At 73.0% G+C, this 18,710-nt stretch carries 18 protein-coding genes; 8 read left to right on the top strand and 10 right to left on the bottom strand.

What is annotated here, in order from left to right; genetic code table 11:
• Positions 1-124 precede the first annotated feature (124 nt).
• Positions 125-1,348: an acyl-CoA dehydrogenase family protein gene (locus tag HGB54_RS00545; protein ID WP_228545861.1), complete on the bottom strand. Its 1,224-nt coding sequence runs from the start codon at positions 1,346-1,348 to the stop codon at positions 125-127.
• Positions 1,349-1,434: 86 nt separating this feature from the next.
• Here HGB54_RS00545 and HGB54_RS00540 point away from each other — a divergent pair, with 86 nt between their 5' ends.
• From HGB54_RS00540 to HGB54_RS00525, 4 genes are all read left to right on the top strand, one after another.
• Positions 1,435-2,430 carry an ATP-binding cassette domain-containing protein gene (locus HGB54_RS00540; RefSeq protein ID WP_168914722.1) on the top strand — a complete coding sequence of 332 codons (996 nt, stop codon included), beginning with the start codon at positions 1,435-1,437 and terminating at the stop codon, positions 2,428-2,430.
• On the top strand, positions 2,427-3,320 hold the full coding sequence (locus tag HGB54_RS00535) for an ABC transporter permease (RefSeq protein ID WP_168914721.1): 894 nt from the start codon (positions 2,427-2,429) through the stop codon (positions 3,318-3,320). The genes HGB54_RS00540 and HGB54_RS00535 overlap by 4 nt, the downstream gene beginning before the upstream one ends.
• Before the next feature lie 165 nt (positions 3,321-3,485).
• A complete protein-coding gene (locus tag HGB54_RS00530) occupies positions 3,486-3,767 on the top strand; it encodes a hypothetical protein (RefSeq protein WP_228545860.1) in 282 nt (93 codons plus the stop codon).
• Positions 3,768-3,829: 62 nt separating this feature from the next.
• The gene (locus tag HGB54_RS00525; protein WP_168914720.1) at positions 3,830-4,096 is read left to right on the top strand and encodes a hypothetical protein; all 267 of its coding nucleotides are present in this window, start codon (positions 3,830-3,832) and stop codon (positions 4,094-4,096) included.
• Between the two features lie 93 nt (positions 4,097-4,189).
• On the opposite strand, the gene HGB54_RS00520 is transcribed toward HGB54_RS00525, so the two are convergent.
• From HGB54_RS00520 to ddaH, 6 genes are all read right to left on the bottom strand, one after another.
• Positions 4,190-5,419 (bottom strand): kynureninase, encoded by a 1,230-nt coding sequence (locus HGB54_RS00520; protein WP_228545859.1) that lies wholly within the window; start codon positions 5,417-5,419, stop codon positions 4,190-4,192.
• A gap of 61 nt (positions 5,420-5,480) precedes the next feature.
• A complete protein-coding gene (locus HGB54_RS00515; RefSeq protein ID WP_168914719.1) occupies positions 5,481-6,533 on the bottom strand; it encodes an ABC transporter ATP-binding protein in 1,053 nt (350 codons plus the stop codon).
• Positions 6,530-8,062, bottom strand: coding sequence for an ABC transporter permease (locus HGB54_RS00510; RefSeq protein ID WP_228545858.1), 1,533 nt, complete (start codon positions 8,060-8,062; stop codon positions 6,530-6,532). Before HGB54_RS00510 ends, HGB54_RS00515 begins: the two co-directional genes overlap by 4 nt.
• Before the next feature lie 222 nt (positions 8,063-8,284).
• The gene (locus HGB54_RS00505; RefSeq protein ID WP_168914717.1) at positions 8,285-9,334 is read right to left on the bottom strand and encodes an extracellular solute-binding protein; all 1,050 of its coding nucleotides are present in this window, start codon (positions 9,332-9,334) and stop codon (positions 8,285-8,287) included.
• Positions 9,335-9,492: 158 nt separating this feature from the next.
• Positions 9,493-10,743, bottom strand: a complete 1,251-nt coding sequence (gene rocD / locus HGB54_RS00500) for an ornithine--oxo-acid transaminase (protein WP_407663507.1) — start codon at positions 10,741-10,743, stop codon at positions 9,493-9,495.
• Between the two features lie 29 nt (positions 10,744-10,772).
• On the bottom strand, positions 10,773-11,648 hold the full coding sequence (ddaH, locus tag HGB54_RS00495) for a dimethylargininase (protein ID WP_407663493.1): 876 nt from the start codon (positions 11,646-11,648) through the stop codon (positions 10,773-10,775).
• 104 nt (positions 11,649-11,752) lie between these two features.
• Between ddaH and HGB54_RS00490 the strand changes: the two genes are divergently transcribed.
• On the top strand, positions 11,753-12,190 hold the full coding sequence (locus HGB54_RS00490) for an Lrp/AsnC family transcriptional regulator (RefSeq protein ID WP_168914714.1): 438 nt from the start codon (positions 11,753-11,755) through the stop codon (positions 12,188-12,190).
• Positions 12,191-12,358: 168 nt separating this feature from the next.
• On the opposite strand, the gene HGB54_RS00485 is transcribed toward HGB54_RS00490, so the two are convergent.
• The 3 genes from HGB54_RS00485 to aceA all read right to left on the bottom strand — a co-directional run bounded on the left by HGB54_RS00485 (position 12,359) and on the right by aceA (position 15,997).
• Positions 12,359-12,733 (bottom strand): hypothetical protein, encoded by a 375-nt coding sequence (locus HGB54_RS00485; RefSeq protein WP_168914713.1) that lies wholly within the window; start codon positions 12,731-12,733, stop codon positions 12,359-12,361.
• 202 nt (positions 12,734-12,935) lie between these two features.
• On the bottom strand, positions 12,936-14,579 hold the full coding sequence (gene aceB / locus HGB54_RS00480) for a malate synthase A (RefSeq protein ID WP_168914712.1): 1,644 nt from the start codon (positions 14,577-14,579) through the stop codon (positions 12,936-12,938).
• Between the two features lie 98 nt (positions 14,580-14,677).
• Positions 14,678-15,997 (bottom strand): isocitrate lyase, encoded by a 1,320-nt coding sequence (gene aceA / locus HGB54_RS00475; protein ID WP_168914711.1) that lies wholly within the window; start codon positions 15,995-15,997, stop codon positions 14,678-14,680.
• Between the two features lie 136 nt (positions 15,998-16,133).
• On the opposite strand from aceA, the gene HGB54_RS00470 reads away from it, so the two are divergent.
• The 3 genes from HGB54_RS00470 (at position 16,134) to HGB54_RS00460 (ending at position 18,683) form a co-directional block, all read left to right on the top strand.
• On the top strand, positions 16,134-17,606 hold the full coding sequence (locus tag HGB54_RS00470; RefSeq protein WP_168914710.1) for a helix-turn-helix domain-containing protein: 1,473 nt from the start codon (positions 16,134-16,136) through the stop codon (positions 17,604-17,606).
• 241 nt (positions 17,607-17,847) lie between these two features.
• Entirely contained in the window at positions 17,848-18,291 is a 444-nt protein-coding gene (locus HGB54_RS00465) for a hypothetical protein (RefSeq protein ID WP_168914709.1), read from the top strand.
• Positions 18,292-18,329: 38 nt separating this feature from the next.
• Positions 18,330-18,683, top strand: coding sequence for a GntR family transcriptional regulator (locus HGB54_RS00460; RefSeq protein WP_168916722.1), 354 nt, complete (start codon positions 18,330-18,332; stop codon positions 18,681-18,683).
• Positions 18,684-18,710 lie beyond the last annotated feature (27 nt).

Raw genomic sequence — 18,710 nt, 5'->3', positions numbered from 1 at the left:
GGGGCGGGTGCGCCCCGCTGGCCTCGAGCGCCGGCGGCTCGCCCCCAGGGTAGAGCGGCGCGCGCCGCGCACGGTGGCGGGCGCACCGCGAACGCTCAGAGTCGCATCGGCCCCCGTCCGGGGCTCAGGGCGCGGGAACCGGCCCCAGCAGGTCGGCCGCGATCGTCGCCGCGACGCTCTCCGGATCGCTCGGGTGGTAGATGCCGGCGAGCACGTCGCGCTGCAGCCGGCTCAGCTCGCTCGCCGCCGTGTAGCCCCCGCCGCCGGCGATGTGCATGCACTGGTCGACGACGTCGCGTGCGGTCTGCACGCAGCGCTGCTTGAGCCCCGTCAGGTCGCGGAACCACCGCAGCCCCCGGTCGACCTGCGCGTCGCGGTCGCGCGCGACGGCCTCGAGCTGCGGGGCCAGCGCGTCGAGCGCGAGAGCGGCATCCGCGGCCCGTCGACGGAGGTCGGGATCGTGCGCCATCGGCGCCCCGCCCGCCCGCAGGCTCGTGCGGCGGTGCGCCGACTCGACGGCGAGCTCGAGCGCGCGGTCGGCGATGCCGGCGTAGACCGCCCCGATGAGGGTGAGGAAGTTGGCGAAGATCGCGAGCGAGTACGCGTCGCCGCCGCCACCGACCGGCAGGATGCGCGCCACGCGCTCATCGCTCACCACGGCCCCCTCGAGCACCGTGGTGTGACTCTGGGTCGCGCGCATGCCGAGCGTGTTCCAATCGGGCTCGATGCGGAACCCGCCGCCGTCGCGCGTCAGGAACCCGTGCACGATGCTCGGCTCGCCGCCGTGCCCGTCGCCCTCGGGATCGTGCCGCCCGATGACGCCCAGCCGAGTCCACGCCGGGCTCAGGGTCGTGAAGATCTTCGTGCCCGTGTAGGCCCAGCCGCCGCCCGACCCACCGCCCGCCGGCTCGACGCGGTCGACCCGCGTGAGCGAGTCGCTCATCACGCGGTCGTTGCCGCGCTCGCTGATCGCGAAGGCGAAGACCTCGCCGGCCTCGGCCTCGTCGAGCACCCAGCGCAGCGAGTCGTCGCCCGCGGCGGCGAGGTCGCGCGCGACGCCCATCCACACCAGGTGCATGGTGAGGCCGAGCGCGGTGGCGGGGGCGTGGGCGGCGAGCAGCCGCTGATCGCGCACGGCCGCGGTGAGCGACCGGGGGCGCAGGTAGCCGGCGGCGCGCAGCTCGTGCAGGTCCTCGGTGAAGAAGGCGTTGCGGGTGTCGTAGTCGGCGGCGCGGCCGCGGATGCCCTGCAGGAGCCCGGGCGACAGCACGGTCTCGGCCAGCACCGTCTCGGGCAGCACCGTCTCGGGCAGGCGTGCGCCGGGCATCCCGTTCGCGGTGTCGATCACGGCGCCCACGGTACCCGCGAGGGCTGACACCGCCCCAGAAACCGGCGCGATACCGCGATGTCGCTCGTGAGGAGTACCGTGCGCGCATGGCATTCATCGAGGCGACCGATCTGGTCAAGACCTACACCCCGAAGGGCGCCCCCGTCGTGCGCGCCCTCGACGGGCTGTCGCTCGAGGTGCCGCAGGGCACCGTCACCGCCCTGCTCGGCCCGAACGGCGCCGGCAAGACCACCACGGTCAAGGTGCTGACCACCCTCATCCGGCCGGATTCGGGCTCGGCCGTCATCGACGGCGTCGACGTGCTCGGCGAGCCCGACCGGGTACGGCGCATGATCGGCGCGAGCGGGCAGTACGCCGCCGTCGACGAGAACCTCACCGGCTTCGAGAACCTCGAGATGGTCGGCCGGCTGTACCACCTGGGCGCGAAGCAGGCGAAGGCCCGGGCGCGCGAGCTCATCGAGCTGTTCGACCTCGTCGAGGCGCAGAACCGCATCGTCAAGGGCTTCTCGGGCGGCATGCGGCGGCGCATCGACCTCGCCGGCGCCCTCGTCATCAACCCTCCCGTGCTCTTCCTCGACGAGCCGACGACGGGCCTCGACCCGCGCAGTCGCCTCGCGCTGTGGGGCATCATCGAGCGCCTCGTCGGCGACGGCACGACCGTGCTGCTCACCACCCAGTACCTGGAGGAGGCCGATCGGCTCGCCGACTCCATCTCGGTGATCGACGACGGCAGGGTCATCGCGCAGGGCACGGCCGACGAGCTCAAGGCCTCCGTCGGCGGTCAGCGAGTCGCGCTCACCCTCGTCGACGACGGGCGGGCGGATGCCGTGCGCGAGATCCTGCACCGCCACGGCACCGGCGAGCCGGTCGCCTCCAACGAGGGCAAGACCTGGATCGTGCCGGTCGCCGACGGGCCCGCCGCCCTCAGCGCCATCGTCGGCGCGGTCACGGCCGCGGGCATCCCGCTGCACGACGCCGGCATGCGGCGCCCCACCCTCGACGACGTGTTCCTGCAGCTGACCGGCCACGCGGCCGAGGCGGCGGAGGGCGACGACGCCACCCCGAAGGAGGTCGCGGCATGAGCGGTACGAGTAGCCCGACGACCCGCACGACCTGTACCGGCGCGGCGCCGTCGCCCGGCGCCTCGCGAACGCTGCAGCCCCTGCCGGGCAGCGCGGCCGGCCGTTTCCTCAGCGACGGCTGGATCACCACGCGCCGCAACCTCATGAAGATCATCCGGGTGCCCGACATCCTCGTCTTCACCCTGCTGCAGCCGATCATGTTCGTGCTGCTGTTCACCTACGTCTTCGGCGCCGCCATCGACATCCCCGGCGGCGACTACACGTCCTTCCTCATGGCCGGCATCTTCGCCCAGACCGTGGTCTTCGGCTCGACCTACTCGGGCTCGGCCATGGCGCAGGATCTGAAGGACGGCATCATCGACCGGTTCCGCACGCTGCCGATGAGCGGCGCCGCCGTGCTCGTCGGCCGCACGAACGGCGACCTCGTCATCAACGGCCTCTCGATGCTCGTCATGATGGGCACGGCGTTCATCGTCGGCTGGCGCGTCGAGTCCTCGCCGCTCGAGTTCCTCGCCGGGGTCGCCCTGCTGCTGCTCTTCGCCTACGCGTTCTCGTGGCTCATGGCGTTCCTCGGCATGAGCGTGCGCAGCCCCGAGATCATCAACAACGTCTCGTTCCTCGTGCTCTTCCCCATCACGTTCATCTCCAGCGCGTTCGTCCCCGCCGAGAGCCTGCCCGGCCCGCTGCGCACCTTCGCGGAGTGGAACCCCGTCACCTCGCTCGTGCAGGCCTGCCGCGACCTCTTCGGCAACACCCCCGACGGCTTCGTGCCCGGCGACGCCTGGACGGTGCAGAACCCCATCCTCACCGTCCTCATCGGCATCGTGGTGCTGCTCGTCGTCTTCGTGCCCGTCTCGATCGCGAAGTTCGCCGCGCTCGGCAAGAAGTAGCCGCCGATCGGCCTCGACCGCGCCCCGATGCCGTTTTTTGCGGCACCGGGGCGCGTCTGTGAGCGGCCTGTGCATGCACGGAATCTCGTGACGGACGCCCCCCTCACCGCGTCTAGCCTCTGACACGCGGCGGATCCGATATCCGCCGGAGAAACCGGAGGCATCATGCGCAACCCCGTCCTGCTCGTCGGAGGAGCGGTCTTCCTGGCCTACGTGCTCGGCAGTCGCGCCAACCGCCCCACGAGCGCACCCCGCGCCGAGACCCTGCGCCACCAGGCCGAGCGGCTCTGGAACGACCCGAAGGCCCGCAAGGAGCGCGCGAAGCACCGCGCCGCGCGTCGCAAGGAGGCAGAGAAGCTCGCCACGAAGCTGAAGAAGTCGGCCGGCTCGACGGCCAAGAAGGCCGAGAAGACGATCAAGAAGACGGCCGACCGCCTCGGCCGCTGAGCATCACCGCATCACCCCGCGACACCACCACCCCTGAACCGCACCCCCGAGAGGACAGCACCATGACCGATCAGAACAACCCCATGGACGACATCGCCCGCGGTACCGAGAGCCTGCTGGAGAAGGGCCGCACGGCCGTCGACGACGCGAAGGTCGAGGCCGGCGACACGCTCGACCTCGCGCGCGAGGAGGACGACCTCAAGCGCCAGCTCAACAAGGTCACCCGCCGCGTCGACCGGTTCCGCGAGGAGCAGCCCGTCGGCTTCGCGATCGCCCTCGCCGCCGGCGCCATCCTGCTCGGCGCGCTCATCGGGCGCGCCAAGCGCTAGCCGCCCTCGACTGCCCGCCGCTCCCGCGCCCACACGCCGGAGCGGCGGGCTTCGTCATGCGCGGGGGCATCGCTCACCGGTCGGCGAGCGACCTCAGTCGGCCAGCGCCGCCGCGAGCGCCCGGATGCCCCGCTCCACCTCGGCGAACGAGGTGCTCAGCGGCGAGAGCCCAATGCGCACCCCGCTCGGATGCCGGAAGTCGGGGATCACGCCCTCGGCCCAGAGCCGCTGCACCGCGCGCGCGGCGTTCGGATGGTCGACCGTGAGGTGGCCGCCGCGGCGCTCGTCGTCGCGCGGGGACGCGAGAGCGGCATCCGGGATCAGGGCGTCGACGAGCTCGATCGCGTAGGCCGTCAGCGCGACCGACTTCGCCCGCACCCCCGTCATGCCGGCCTGCTCGATCTCGTCGAGCATGTCGGCGAGCGGCACCATCGCGGTGATCGGCGGGGTGCCGCTCACCAGCCGGCGGATGCCCGGGGCCGGCTCGAAGCCCTCGGTCATGCTGAAGGGCTGCGCCGCTCCGAGCCAGCCGGGGATGGGGTTGCGCAGCTCGGGCAGGTGCCGGGTCGCGACGTAGGCCCAGGCCGGGGCGCCGGGGCCGCCGTTCAAGTACTTGTACGAGCATCCGACCGCCATGTCGACGCCCCAGGCGTCGAGCTCGAGCGGCACCGAGCCGACGGCGTGCGAGCAGTCCCAGATGACGAGGGCGCCGTGCGCCTGCACGACGGCGGTGATCTCGCGCATCGGCGCGAACCAGGCCGAGCGGTAGGCGACGCCGCCGAGCAGCGCCGCGATCGTGCGCTCGCTCACCGCCTCGGCCAGCAGCTCGGGCGTCGCGCCGCCGTCGTGCGCGGTGTCGAGCCAGCGCACGGTGAGCCCGTGGTCCTCGGCGAGGCGCTCGACGATGAACCGGTCGGTCGGGAACTCGTCGCGCGCGATCACCAGCTCGTCGCGCCCGGGCCGCGCGGCGATCGCGGCGCGCAGCAGCTTGAAGATGAGCACCGTCGTCGAGTCGGCGACGATCGTCTGGCCGGATGCCGCTCCGAGGCAGGCCGCCCCGATGCGGTCGCCCAGCTCCTCCGCGCGGCCGAGCCACCCCTCGTCCCAGCCGCGGATCAGTCGCCCGCCCCACTGCTCGCGCACGAATGCGGGGTAGTGGTCGAGCGTGCGCGCGAGCGGGCGCCCGAGCGAGTTGCCGTCGAGGTAGGCGACGAGCCCCTCGCCCGAGAGGAATCTCCCGCGGTGCACGGCGAGCGGGTCGGCCGCGTCGCGCGGCGCCGGGTCGAGGTGCTCGGGGGTCGGGGGCACGGCGGTGGTCGTCACGCGGCCAGCCTAGAGCGGGGCATCCCGCCGTCGCCCGGGAGCGACCGCGACCCCCGTTCCGCTAGGCGGCGGGGAACGCCAGCCCCGGCCGCTGCACCGCGAGCCGCAGCGTCTCGCCCACCTCGGGCAGGTCGACCGCGGCCATGCGCATGCGCACGGTCGAGCCGGCCGTCAGGTCGCACGTCAGCATGGCGTCGTGCCCGGCGTACGAGATGCTCGCCACCCGGGCATCGGCGCCGGCCGCGGCCGTCGCGAGCAGGTCGGGGCGCGGCACGATCCACTCGGGGCGCAGCATGAGCCGCACGGCGTCGCCGTCGGCGGGCGCGAAGCCCATCGCCGTCGCCTCCACATTGCCGAAGGTGCACGAGACGCGGCCGTGGCGCCAGCGGCCCTCGACCTCGACGACGTCGCCGACGAAGCCGGCCACCCAGTCGTTCGCGGGCTGCTGGTAGATCTGCTCGGGTGTTCCGTACTGCTCGAGCCGGCCATCCCGCATCACGGCGACGCGGTCGGCGAGCGTGAGCGCCTCCTCCTGGTCGTGCGTGACGAGCACCGAGGTGGTTCCGGCGGCGCGCAGCAGCTCGGCGACCTCGCGCCGCAGGGCGGTGCGCAGCTGGGTGTCGAGCGCGGCGAAGGGCTCGTCGAGCAGCAGCACGTCGGGCTTCGAGGCGAGGGCGCGCGCGAGGGCGACGCGCTGCGCCTGCCCTCCCGAGAGCTGGTTGGGCGCGCGGCCCGTGAGGGCGCCGAGGCCGACGAGCTCGGCCAGTTCGGCGATGCGGGATGCCCGGCCGCGGCCGCGCGGCAGCGCGAAGCCGATGTTCTCGCCCACCGTGAGGTGCGGGAACAGCGAGGCCTCCTGCGGCACCCAGCCGACGCTGCGCTTCTCGGGCGGCGTCGTGCGGCTGCCGCTCGAGAGCTCGCGAGCGCCGACGGCGATGGTGCCCGAGCGCAGTGGCAGCAGGCCGGCGAGGGCGAGCAGCAGCGAGGTCTTGCCGCAGCCGGAGGGGCCGAGCACGGCGACGAGCTCGCCGCTACCGATGGTGAGCGTGACGTCGTCGACGGCGAGCGTCGACCCGTGGGTCACGCTCGCGGCCTGCACGACGACGTCGCTCACAACTCCTCCTTGGCAGTGCTGCGGATGCCCGAGAGCACCATCGCGGGAACGGCGGCCACGAGCACGAGCACGGCGGCGTAGGGCGCGGCCGCTCCGAACTCGAACGCCACGGTGCGGTTCCACAGCTCGGTGGCGAGGGTCTCGACGCCGGTGGGACGCAGCAGCAGCGTCGCGGGCAATTCTTTCATGGTGGCGATGGCCACCAGCAGGGCGCCGACGCCGACGCTCGGCAGGGCGAGCGGCACGGTCACGCGCATCCACGCCCGCAGCGGGCTGTCGCCGAGCGTGCGGGCGACGGAGACGAGCGAGGCGGGCACGTCGCCGAGGCCGGCGCGCACCGTGCCGATCGCCTTCGGCATGAACAGCACGGCGTAGGCGAAGACGAGCACGGCGGTGGTCTGGTAGAGCGCGGGCACGACGGCGAGCGAGAAGAACACGAGCGAGAGCCCGACGACGATGCCGGGCAGGGCATGGCCGAGGTAGCCGACCGACTCGATCGCGCTGACGAGGCGGCCGCGGTAGCGCGCGGCGAGCGCCGCGATGGGCAGGGCGAGCAGCACGGCGAGCAGGGCGGCGGCGAGCGCGACGCCGAGGGTCGCGGCGACGGCGGCGAGCAGGCGCGGGCCGTCGATCGAGCGCAAGGTCTCGGCCTGCACCAGCCGCTGGGCGAGGCCGAGCAGCGGCACGGCGACGCCGATGATCGGGGCGACGGCGACGACGGGCAGCAGCGCGAGCAGCACGCCGCGGCGCACCGGGCGCGGCGCCACCGCGCGGGCGGGGCGGCGGGCGAGACGGCCGCGGGCCGAGCGCTCCCCCGCCACGACGGCGAGGGCGAGCACGACGAGCAGCAGGGCGAGGATCGCGGCCTGCGCGCGGTCGAAGCTCGCCGAGTAGGCGGCGTTGATGCCCCAGGTCAGCGTCGGGAACCGCATGAGCGCCACGAGCCCGAAGTCGCTGAGCGAGTACAGCGCCACGAGCAGCGCGCCCGCGATCGCGGCCGGGCGCACCTGCGGCCAGGTCGCGACCAGGAAGGCGCGCAGCGGCGGTCGCCCCAGCGTGCGGGCGACGCCCTCCAGATCGCCGGATGCTCCGCGCAGGGCGGCGGCCACCGGCAGCGTCACGTACGGCACCGTCACGGCCGAGAGCAGCAGCCAGCTGGGCAGGAAGCCCTGGATGCCCGGCACCGAGACGAGCCAGCCGTAGCCCGCGATGAACGAGGGCACGGCGAGCGGCAGCGACGACACCAGCAGCCACAGCCGCGGGAACGGCACGCGCACCCGCGTGAGCACGACCGCCACCGCGGTGCCCAGCACGAGCGCGGTGAGGGTGGTCGCGACGGCGAGGCCGAGCGAGTTCGCGGCGTACTCCAGCACGCGGCCGCGACCGAGGGTCTCGACGATGCGCGGCAGCCCGGCCTCGAGCGAGCGCACGAGCAGGTAGACGAGGGGGATGCTCGCGGCAGCCGCGGCGAGGGCGGCGGCGATGAGCAGAGCGAGAGGGGGGCGGCGGGGCCCGCGCCGGGCATCCACCCCTCGCCCGCCGGTTCTGAAGCCGGATCCCGTCGGGTCGCCCGCCGAGCCCCGGCCGCCCCGAGAACCCCTGCCCGCGCCGCCCGCCGGGCGCGCCGATACCGCGGGGCCCCTGCGGGCCGCCGCGGCATCGGGCGCGAGCGTCATGCGTCTATTCGATCACTGCGAGGTGGGAGCGGGCAGGGCCGCGGGGCCCGCCCGCTCCCGATCGGAGCGTGGTGACTAGATGAGGCCGACGCGGGCGAGGAGATCCTGCGTGTCGCTCAGGGTGTCGAGGTCGCTGAGGTCGAGCTCGGGGTTGACGAGGCTCTCGAGGCTCGGCAGGCCCTCGGGGGCGTCGATGCCGGCCACCAGCGGGTACTCGTAGGTCTCCTCGACGAAGTACGTCTGGCCGGCCTCCGAGACGAGGTACTCGATGAAGGCGAGCGCGTCGGCGTTCTCGGCGGCGCCGCTGAGCAGGCCCGCACCGGTGACGTTGACGATCGAGCCCGGATCGCCGGCCTCGAGGAACTTCAGCTGGGCGCGCATGTTCTCGGCCCCGACCTCGCCGGCCTGCTGGTACCAGTAGTAGTGGTTGATGAGACCGGCATCGAGCACGCCCTCGTCGACGGCGGTGAGGATCGCGCCGTTGCCGTCGAAGATCTGCGGGTCGTTGGCGGTGAGCTCGGTGAGGAACTCCTCGGCGTCGTCCTCGCCCTCGAGCACGCGGTACGCGGTGACGAACGACTGGAAGCTGGCGTTGGTCGGCGCGACGCCCACGAGGCCGCGCCACTCCTCCTCCGTGTAGTCGTCGATGTCGTCGGGCAGCTGGTCCTCGGTGTACTTCTCGCCGTCGAAAACGACGACGCGGGCGCGGCCGGTGACGCCGACCCAGCTGCCGTCGGTGGAGGTGAAGCCGGCGTCGACCGCTCCGGCGATGTCATCGGGCAGCGTCTCGAAGAGGTCGGCGTTGGCGAGGGCGCCGAGGGCGCCCGCATCCTGCGAGAGGAACACGTCGGCGGGGGTCGCCTCGCCCTCCTCGAGCAGCAGCGCGCCGAGCTCGGCGGTGTTGCCGTAGCGCACCTCGACCTCGATGCCGGTCTCGTCGGTGAACTGGTCGATGAGCGGCTGCACGAGCGCCTCGTCGCGGCCCGAGTACAGGGTGAACGAGCCGGCGTCGTCGGCGGGGTCGACCGGCGCGGCCGGGGTCGTCTCGCCGCCGGCGCAGCCGCCGAGCACGAGGGCGGAGGCGGCGCCGAGGGCGATGAGGGAGAGCGGGCGGGAAGTGCGCATGACGGAATGGCTCCAGCGGAGTCGAGGGACGGGGGAGGGCGGGCGACGAGTGCGCCGGGGTAAGGCTAGCCTTACCTGCACTTGTGTGCCAATTCTCGTCCGCGTCTCCCGGCGTTCTCCCGGTATCGGCGGCCTTGCTGCGGGGCGGGATGCGCGGCTCAGCCCGCGCGCATCTCCTCCAGCACGGCCTCGAGCTGGTCGAGCCCGAAGTCGAGATCGTCGCGCTCCACGACGAGGGGCGGGGCCAGTCGGATCGTCGACCCGTGCGTGTCCTTCGCGAGCACCCCGCGCAGGGCCAGGGCCTCGCACACCTGCCGGCCCGTGCCGAGCGCCGGGTCGATGTCGATGCCGGCCCACAGCCCGAGCCCGCGCACGGCGAGCACCCCGCGGCCGACGAGCGCCTCGAGGCGCGCGTGCAGGTGCTCGCCGAGCACGCGCGAGCGCTCCTGCATCTCGCCCGTCTCGAGCAGCGCGACGACGGCGTGGCCGACGGCGGCGGCGAGCGGGTTGCCGCCGAAGGTCGAGCCGTGCTCGCCGGGGCGGATGACGCCGATGACGTCGCCGCGCCCGATGACCGCGCTCACCGGCACGATGCCGCCGCCGAGCGCCTTGCCGAGGATGTAGAGGTCGGGGATGACGCCGACGTTGTCGCACTGGAAGGTCGCGCCGGTGCGACCGAGCCCCGACTGGATCTCGTCGGCGATCATGAGCACGTTCTGCTCGGCGGTGATCCGGCGCACCGCGGGCAGGAACTCCGCCGGCGGCACGATGATGCCCGCCTCGCCCTGGATGGGCTCGAGCAGCACCGCGACCGTGTTCGGCGTGATCGCGGCCTCGACCGCCGCGGCGTCGCCGTACGGCACCATCCGGAACCCGGGCGTGAACGGCCCGAAACCGGCGCGCGAGTGCTCGTCGTCGCTGAAGCTCACGATCGAGATCGTGCGGCCGTGGAAGTTGTCGCTCATGACGATGATCTCGGCCTGCCCCTCGGGCACGCCCTTCACCCGGTAGCCCCAGGCCCGCGCGACCTTGATCGCCGTCTCGACCGCCTCGGCGCCCGTGTTCATCGGCAGCACCATGTCGACCCCGGCGAGGCGGGCGAGGGCGTCGGCGAACTGGCCGAGCCGGTCGTTGTGGAAGGCGCGGCTCGTGAGCGTCACCTTGTCGAGCTGGTCGCGCGCCGCCGCGACGAGGGCGGGATGCCCGTGGCCGAAGTTGACCGCCGAGTACGCGGCCAGGCAGTCGAGGTACCGGCGCCCGGCGACGTCGGTGACCCAGGCGCCCTCGGCGCGCTCCACCACCACGGGCAGAGGGTGGTAGTTGTGGGCGAGACGACGATCCTCGAGCGCGATGGCGGCCCGCGCCGCGTCATCGGTGTGGATGCCCGCGGCCCCGGCAGCGGCATCCATCGCGGCCATCAGGTCGGCATGCGCATCGGTCATCGGCGCAGCTCCAGGGTGCAGCACTTCACGCCGCCGCCGCCGAGCAGCAGCTCGCTGAGGTCGACGCCGATGGGGTTGTAGCCGCGCTCGCGCAGCTGGCGCTCGAAGTCCTTCGCACGGGAGGCGATGACGATGTTGCAGCCGTCGCTGTAGGAGTTGAGGCCGAGCACGGCGGCGTCCTCCTCGGTGGCGAGGATCGCGTCGGGGAAGCGCTCGCGCAGGATCGTCAGCGAGGCCTCGTCGAAGGCGCTCTCGAGGTAGGCGATGTTCTGCCGGCCGTGCGCGTCGGGCTCGGGGTCGAGCACGGCGATCGCGGTGTCGAGGTGGTAGAAGGACGGGTTGATGAGGGTCAGGGTGAGCACCTCGCGCCCGAAGACCTCGGTGAGCTCGCGGTGGCTGCCCGAGTCGCTGCGGAACCCCGTGCCGGCGAGGATGACGTCGCCGACGAGCAGGAAGTCGCCCTCGCCCTCGTTCGTCTCGACCGGGTCGGCGACGCGGAACCCGTTCGCACCGAACCAGTCCATGTACGCGGGGCCCTCGGGCTGGCGCTCGGGAAAGGTGAACTTCGCGCCGTAGGCGATGCCGTCGAGGGTGAAGCCGCCGTTGGCCGCGTAGACCATGTCGGGCAGGCCGGCGATGGGGTCGATGAGCTCGACGGTGAAGCCGAGGTCGACGTACACGTCGTAGAGGCGCTGCCACTGCTGCACGGCGAGGCTCGTGTCGGTCGGGTTCTCGGGATGCATCCACGGGTTGATGCGGTAGCTCACCGTGAAGTGGTCGGGGCGGCACATGAGCACGGTGCGCTTCGTGGGCGTGCGCTCGCTCGCGTCGGGGCGGATCTCGGTCTCGGCGGTCGTGCTGGTGGAGGTCACGCCCCCAGTCTCACACGCATCCATTCGGCGGTGTCGGCCGTGACGCGCATCGATTCCGCGTCGGGATGCTCGCTCACGCTCGAAAAGTGCCATAGCCTCCCGCCATGGACGCCATCGACTACCGCATCATCGACCAGCTGCGCCAGAACGCGCGCACCGGGTACGGCGACATCGGCGACGTCGTCGGCCTGTCGGCCTCGGCCGTCAAGCGCCGCGTCGACAAGCTCGTCGCCGACGGCACCATCCGCGCCTTCACGGTGCAGGTCGACCCGGCGGTCGACGGCATGGCGGTCGAGGCGTACGTCGAGCTGTTCTGCCGCGGCACCGTCGCGCCCGACGAGCTGCGGCGCATCCTCTCGGCCGTGCCCGAGGTCGTCGACGCCGGCACCGTCACGGGCGACGCCGACGCCATCGTGCACCTGCGCTCGCGCGATATCCCGGCGCTGGAGGACGCGCTCGAGCGCGTGCGCATCGCCCCGAACGTCGACCACACGCGCAGTGCGATCGTGCTGACGCGGCTGATCCACCGGCACTACGACTGAGCGGCGGCAGGCGGCGAATCGCCGGCGGGCCCGCGAGCCCGCCGGCGCGCCGAGACGACGGTTTGCGTCGAGACGACGCTCCCGAATCGTCGTTTCGACGGATTGCGTCGTCTCGAGGATCGAGCCGCGTCCTGCGTCCTGCGACCTGCGACCTGCGACCTGAAGGGATCAGCCGAGCGAGGTTCCTGGATCGATGACGCGGAGGTCGGTCTGCAGAGCGTCCGCGCCCACCAACCCGGCGACCGCGATCGCCACGACCAGCGCCACGAGGGCGACGGGGCGCCGCGCGCCGCGCATCGTGTGGTTGACGATCCACCCGAACAGCGAGAGGAGGCCGATCACGGTGACCGTGAGCGCTGCAGTGCGATCGCGCGCAGCCAGGTCGCACTCGGGCGATGGCGGCATCGCCGCCGGGCAGATCTCGGGTCCCGGCACACTCAGCACGATCGCGATGAGTGCTGCCGCCAGTCCGAGCAGGGCGACGTCGACGAGGAGGTGCCCGACCCGGCGGGTGGACGGCTGCTCGACCGTAGCCATGCTCATGTTCCAACGGTAGGTCGGCGAATCGAGCCCGTCAAGGTGCCGAGAGGGGGTCGGGGCCGAGTTGCGTGTTCGGGAGGCGCAACTCGGCGAGAACGCGCAACTCGATGACGCCCCGGGCGGCTCGGCGCGGCATCGCACCACCCGCGCCAAGGCGCACAGCGCGAGGGGGACAGACCTTCCGGCCTGTCCCCCTCGGCGTCGCTCACATGGCGACCGACTCCCCGACCCGCTCCGGGATGCCCTCCGGCCGCTCGACCAGGTACCGCGTGTACGCGGGCACCGTCAGGAACGTCGGGAACTCGTCCTGCAGGCAGACCGTGCGGAACACGTCCTCCGCCTCGAGCAGGCGGTGGCCCTCCGGCTGCGGCAGCTCGGCCACGACCTCGCGCAGCAGCCGCTCGACGAGGCTGCGGGTGATCGGCTCGCCCTCGACGGTGACCGTGTCCTGGTGCATCCACTGCCACAGCTGGCTGCGGCTGATCTCGGCCGTCGCCGCGTCCTCCATGAGTCCGTCGATGGCGGCGGCGCCGATGCCGCGCAGCCACGAGTCGAGGTAGCGCACGGTGATCGAGATGTTGGCGCGCACCCCGGCGAGGCTGACCTCGCCGCCCGCCGAGCGGATGTCGAGCAGGTCGCGCGCCGTGACGTGCACGTCGTCGCGCTGCTTCTCGAGCTGGTTCGGGCGCTCGCCGAGCACGGCGTCGAACTCGGCGCGCGCAGTGGGGATGAGGTCGGGATGCGCGACCCACGACCCGTCGAAGCCGTCGGCGGCCTCGCGGCGCTTGTCGGCGGCCACGCGCTCGAGCGCCCGCTCCGTCGCTTCGGGGTCGCGCCGGTTGGGGATGAACGCGCTCATGCCGCCGATGGCGTGCGCGCCGCGCTTGTGGCAGGTCTGCACGAGCAGCTCGGTGTAGGCCCGCATGAACGGCAGCGTCATGAGGATGCGGTCGCGGTCGGGCAGCACGAACCACTGGCCGCGGCCGCGGTAGTTCTTGATGATCGAGAACACGTAGTCCCAGCGGCCGGCGTTGAGGCCCGCGCAGTGGTCCCGCAGCTCGTAGAGGATCTCGTCCATCTCGAACGCCGCCGGGAAGGTCTCGATGAGCACGGTCGCGCGGATCGTGCCGTGCTCGAGCCCCAGCGCCTGCTCGGTGTAGGTGAAGATCTCGTCCCACAGCCGCGCCTCGCGGGCGCTCTCGAGCTTCGGCAGGTAGAAGTACGGGCCGCGGCCGCGGGCGACGAGCTCGCGGGCGTTGTGGAAGGCGTAGAGGCCGAAGTCGACGAGGCTCGCGCTCGCGGCGAGGCGCAGGCCCGCGCGGTCGACGTGCTCGATGTGCTTCTCGACCAGGTGCCAGCCGCGCGGCCGCATCACGATCGTGGGGGTGCGCTCGGCGGTGACGCGGTAGTGCTTGCCCTCGGCACTGGTGAACTCCAGCTGCTCGCGGATGGCGTCGTAGAGGCTCAGCTGCCCCTCGACGATGTTCGCCCAGGTGGGGCTCGTGGCGTCCTCCAGGTCGGCGAGCCACACGTTCGCTCCCGAGTTCAGGGCGTTGATCGTCATCTTCGGGTCGGTCGGGCCCGTGATCTCGATGCGGCGGTCCTCGAGACCGGGGCCGGCGCCGGCGACCCGCCACTCGGCATCCTCGCGGATCGATGCCGTCTCGGGCAGGAACGCGAGGTCGCGCCCGTTGCCGAGGTCGTAGCGGCGGCGCATCCGGTCGGCCAGGCGGTCGTGCCGGGCGCCGGCGAAGCGGTGGTGCAGCTCGGCCACGAAGGCCAGCGCCTCGGGGCTGAGGATCGTGTCGTACCGGGGCCGCATCGGCCCGGTGATGGTGAGGGTGGTCATGAGGGTCTCGTTTCCGTGGTGTCGCTGAAGCGGTGAGGGGATGCCCGGCGCGGGTCGCGCGCCGGGTTCCGTGCTGCCGAGCGGAGTGCCGCCCGGGCCTAGTGGAACTGCGCCGACTCGGTCGAGCCGACGAGCGCGAGCGTGGAGCTCGCCGGGTTGAGCGCGGTCGCGATGCGGTCGAAGTAGCCGGTGCCGACCTCGCGCTGGTGCTTGGTCGCCGTGTACCCGTGAACCTCGGAGGCGAACTCGGCCTCCTGCAGCTCGACGTAGGCGCTCATCTGGCGCTCCTTGTAGCCGCGCGCGAGCTCGAACATCGAGTGGTTGAGCGAGTGGAACCCGGCGAGGGTGATGAACTGGAACGCGTAGCCCATCGCCCCGAGCTCGTTCTGGAACCTCGCGATGGTGTCGTCGTCGAGGTGCCGCTTCCAGTTGAAGGAGGGCGAGCAGTTGTAGGCGAGCTTCTTGCCGGGGAACTCCTTGTGGATGCTCTCGGCGAAGGTGCGCGCCAGCTCGAGGTCGGGCTCGCTCGACTCGACCCAGAGCAGGTCGGCGTAGGGGGCGTAGGCGTGTCCGCGGGCCAGCACGGTGTCGATGCCCGGTGTCGTGCGGAAGAAGCCCTCCTCGGTGCGGTCGCCCGTGAGGAACCGGCGGTCGCGCTCGTCGATGTCGCTCGTGACGAGGTCGGCGGCGAGCGAGTCGGTGCGGGCGACGATGATGCTCGGCACCCCGGCGACGTCGGCCGCGAGACGCGCGGCGTTGAGGGTGCGGATGTGCTGCTGCGTCGGCACGAGCACCTTGCCGCCCATGTGGCCGCACTTCTTCTCGCTGGCGAGCTGGTCCTCCCAGTGCACGCCGGCGGCTCCGGCCTCGATCATGGCGGTCATGAGCTCGTAGGCGTTGAGAGGACCGCCGAAGCCGGCCTCGGCATCCGCGACGATGGGGGCGAGCCAGTCGATGCGAGCATCCGCGCCCATCGCCTCGCCGCCCTCGCTCGTGGCGATCTGATCGGCGCGCAGCAGGGCGTTGTTGATGCGCTTCACGACCGCCGGCACCGAGTTGGCGGGGTACAGGCTCTGGTCGGGGTAGGTCTGGCCGCTGAGGTTGGCGTCGGCGGCGACCTGCCAGCCGGAGAGGTAGATGGCCTTGAGGCCGGCGCGGATCTGCTGCACGGCCTGGTTGCCGGTGAGGGCGCCGAGCGCGTTGACGTAGGGCTCGTCGTGGATGAGGCTCCACAGGTTCTCGGCGCCGCGGCGGGCGATCGTGTGGTCGACGCGCACCGATCCGCGCAGGGCGACGACGTCCTCGGCGGAGTAGTCGCGCTGCACGCCGGCCCAGCGGGCCTCGGTCTTCCACGCGGTCTCGAGCTCGGCGGCGGTCTGCGTCTCGTCGCCGGTGCGGCGGGTGCGGTCGGTGCTCATGGTGTCCTCCTGAGTGGGGCTGGTGCGTCGTGAGACCCACCCTCGGCGAAGAACGCGACGGCTCACCCGGCGAGATTGACTGAAATATTCGTGTTCTTCGCTTCCGCCGAAAGGCGGGCGGTGGGATGCTCGGCGCATGGTTCCCGACGACGCGCGCCCCGCCCAGGCTGATGACATGCTCGACACCCTGACCCTCGGCCGTCGCGTGCGCACCCTGCGCGGCGAGGCCGGCATGACCCTCGCGGCGCTCGCCGAGGCGATCGGCATCGCCCCCTCGCACCTCTCCGTGCTGGAGAACGGCAAGCGCGAGGCGCGGCTGAGCGAGCTGCAGTCGCTCGCCCGCGCCCTCGGCGTGAGCCTCGATCGGCTGCTGAGCGCGGAGGCACCGACGGGGCGCGCGGCGCTCGAGATCGCGTGGGAGCGGGCGCAGTCGGGGGCGCTGTACTCGAGCCTGGGCATCCCCTCGCTGCCGACGCGCAAGAGCCTCAGCGACGAGGCCCTGCGCACCCTGCTCGCCCTGCATGGCGAGCTCGACCGCGTGCACCGCGAGCGCGCGGCGACGCCCGAGGAGGCGCGGCGCGCGAACGCCGAGCTGCGCGGCGAGATGCGGGCGCGCGGCAACTACTTCGGCGAGCTCGAGGCGCAGGCGGCCGAGCTGCTGCGGGCGGTCGGGCACGAGGGCGGGCCGCTCTCGCAGCGCCTCGCGGCCGAGCTCGCCGCGCACCTCGGCTTCACGCTGCACCACGTGAGCGACCTGCCGCCCTCGGCCCGCTCGGTCACCGACCTCGAGCACGGCCGCATCTACCTGCCCGCGCAGCACGCGCCGGGGCGCGACCCGCGCACGACCCTGCTGCAGGCGCTCGCCGGGCACGTGCTGCAGCGGCCCGAGCCGCGGTCGTACGCCGAGTTCCTGACGCAGCGCGTCGAGTCGAACTACCTCGCGGCCGCGCTGCTCGTGCCCGAGGCCGACGCCGTCGGATTCCTGCAGCAGGCGAAGGCCGAGCGCGCCCTCGCCGTCGAGGATCTGCGCGACCGCTTCGCCGTCTCGTACGAGACCGCCGCGCACCGCTTCACGAACCTCGCCACCGAGCACCTCGGCATCCCGGTGCACTTCCTCAAGGTCTCGGCCGCCGGCGTGCTGTCGAAGGCGTACGAGAACGACGCCGTGCGGTTCCCGACCGATGCCCTCGGCGCCGTGGAGGGGCAGACCGTGTGCCGCCGCTGGTCGGCGCGGCAGGTCTTCGAGGAGCCGGACCGCTTCAGCCCGTACCACCAGTACACCGACAAGCCCACGGGCACGTACTGGTGCACCTCGCGCATCGAGTCGGGCTCGGCGGGCGACTTCTCGATCTCGGTGGGCACGCCCTTCGCGCACGTCAAGTGGTTCCGCGGGCGCGAGACCCCGCGGCGGGGTACGTCGACCTGCCCCGACCCCTCCTGCTGCCAGGATGCTCCGCCGGAGCTCGCCGCCCGCTGGGCCGCCGCCGCCCGCCCGCAGGCGCGCATCCACTCGTCGCTGCTGGCGGCGCTGCCCCGCGAGAGCTTCCCCGGCGTGGATCGCACCGAGGTGTACGCGTTCCTCGAGCGCCACGCGCCGGCCGCCGGGTAGGAGGCGCGGCGGGCGGGGCGGCGCCTCGGCGAGCGGCTCGCGGCGTCGAGTTGCGGGTTCGTGTCGAGTTGAGGGTTCCGAAGGCTCAAGTCGGCGTCGAGACCGCAACTCGACGTGCGCGGTGGGGCGCGCGCGGTGGGGCGGCAGGGGTCGCAGGGCTGAGGAGGAACGGTCCTCGCGGGCCGACCCGGCAGTCCTCGCGGGCGAGGACGGGCGGCGTGCACGCGGGCTGAATGGACTCATGACCCCTTCGCGCAGTCTCGCCCTCGCCCTCCTCGCCCCCGTCGTCGCCCTCTCGTCCGTCAGCCTCGTCGGCTGCGCGATCGGCGACGCCCTCCAGAACGAGCGGGCGGCCGAGTTCGCGACGACCGCCGAGTTCGTCGCCGACGGGGAGCGCACGGCGACGTGGCTGCCCGCGGACGCGACGGGGATCCGCCTGCGGGAGACCCCCGACGCCGACCCCGCGGTGCTGCTCGCGACGACGTCGACCGCGCTCGATCCCGCGCGGTGCGTCGAGGTGGAGCGGCTCTCCGGGCCGGCGTTCTCGGTCGAGGGCGCGCCGGACCCCTTCGTCGAGTCGGTCTTCGTCTGCGGCGACTGGGGCGTGATCCCGGCCGACGACGGGTGGTACGGCTGGACGCCGATCCACCCCGACGAGGAGGCGGCGGCCGAGAAGGGCGACTGACCCGAACGCACTCCTGCCCCGGGTATCCTCCGACCGTGATCATCACCGTCGATCCGACGTCGGGAACGCCCCCCTACGAGCAGCTGCGCGTGCAGGTGCGCGACGCCGTCACCGCCGGCGCGATCGCCGCCGGGGCGAAGCTGCCGACCGTGCGCGCCCTCGCCGAGGAGCTCGGCCTCGCCGTCAACACCGTCGCCCGCGCCTACCGCGAGCTCGAGGCCGACGGCGTCATCGAGACCCGCGGCCGCAACGGCACCTTCATCGCCCAGCACGGCGACCCCACGCAGCAGCAGGCGCAGGATGCCGCACGCCAGTTCGCCGACCGGGTGCGCCGCCTGGGCCTGCCCGAGGACGCGGCGCTCGCGCTCGTCCGGGCCGCGCTGCGCACCTGAGCCGCGCACCACGCCACGCCCCCGCCC

Origin of the sequence: Microcella flavibacter, from assembly GCF_012530535.1 — a bacterium.
GTDB classification, from domain to species: domain Bacteria; phylum Actinomycetota; class Actinomycetes; order Actinomycetales; family Microbacteriaceae; genus Microcella; species Microcella flavibacter.
This window is presented reverse-complemented; position numbering and strand designations above follow the sequence as displayed.

Coding starts and splice junctions, on each gene's coding strand:
- HGB54_RS00540 (WP_168914722.1), top strand. CDS start 1,435: ATGGCATTCATCGAGGCGACCGATCTGGTCAAGACCTACACCCCGAAG.
- HGB54_RS00535 (WP_168914721.1), top strand. CDS start 2,427: ATGAGCGGTACGAGTAGCCCGACGACCCGCACGACCTGTACCGGCGCG.
- HGB54_RS00530 (WP_228545860.1), top strand. CDS start 3,486: ATGCGCAACCCCGTCCTGCTCGTCGGAGGAGCGGTCTTCCTGGCCTAC.
- HGB54_RS00525 (WP_168914720.1), top strand. CDS start 3,830: ATGACCGATCAGAACAACCCCATGGACGACATCGCCCGCGGTACCGAG.
- HGB54_RS00505 (WP_168914717.1), bottom strand. CDS start 9,334: ATGCGCACTTCCCGCCCGCTCTCCCTCATCGCCCTCGGCGCCGCCTCC.
- rocD (WP_407663507.1), bottom strand. CDS start 10,743: ATGGATGCCGCTGCCGGGGCCGCGGGCATCCACACCGATGACGCGGCG.
- HGB54_RS00490 (WP_168914714.1), top strand. CDS start 11,753: ATGGACGCCATCGACTACCGCATCATCGACCAGCTGCGCCAGAACGCG.
- HGB54_RS00485 (WP_168914713.1), bottom strand. CDS start 12,733: ATGAGCATGGCTACGGTCGAGCAGCCGTCCACCCGCCGGGTCGGGCAC.
- aceB (WP_168914712.1), bottom strand. CDS start 14,579: ATGACCACCCTCACCATCACCGGGCCGATGCGGCCCCGGTACGACACG.
- aceA (WP_168914711.1), bottom strand. CDS start 15,997: ATGAGCACCGACCGCACCCGCCGCACCGGCGACGAGACGCAGACCGCC.
- HGB54_RS00470 (WP_168914710.1), top strand. CDS start 16,134: ATGGTTCCCGACGACGCGCGCCCCGCCCAGGCTGATGACATGCTCGAC.
- HGB54_RS00465 (WP_168914709.1), top strand. CDS start 17,848: ATGACCCCTTCGCGCAGTCTCGCCCTCGCCCTCCTCGCCCCCGTCGTC.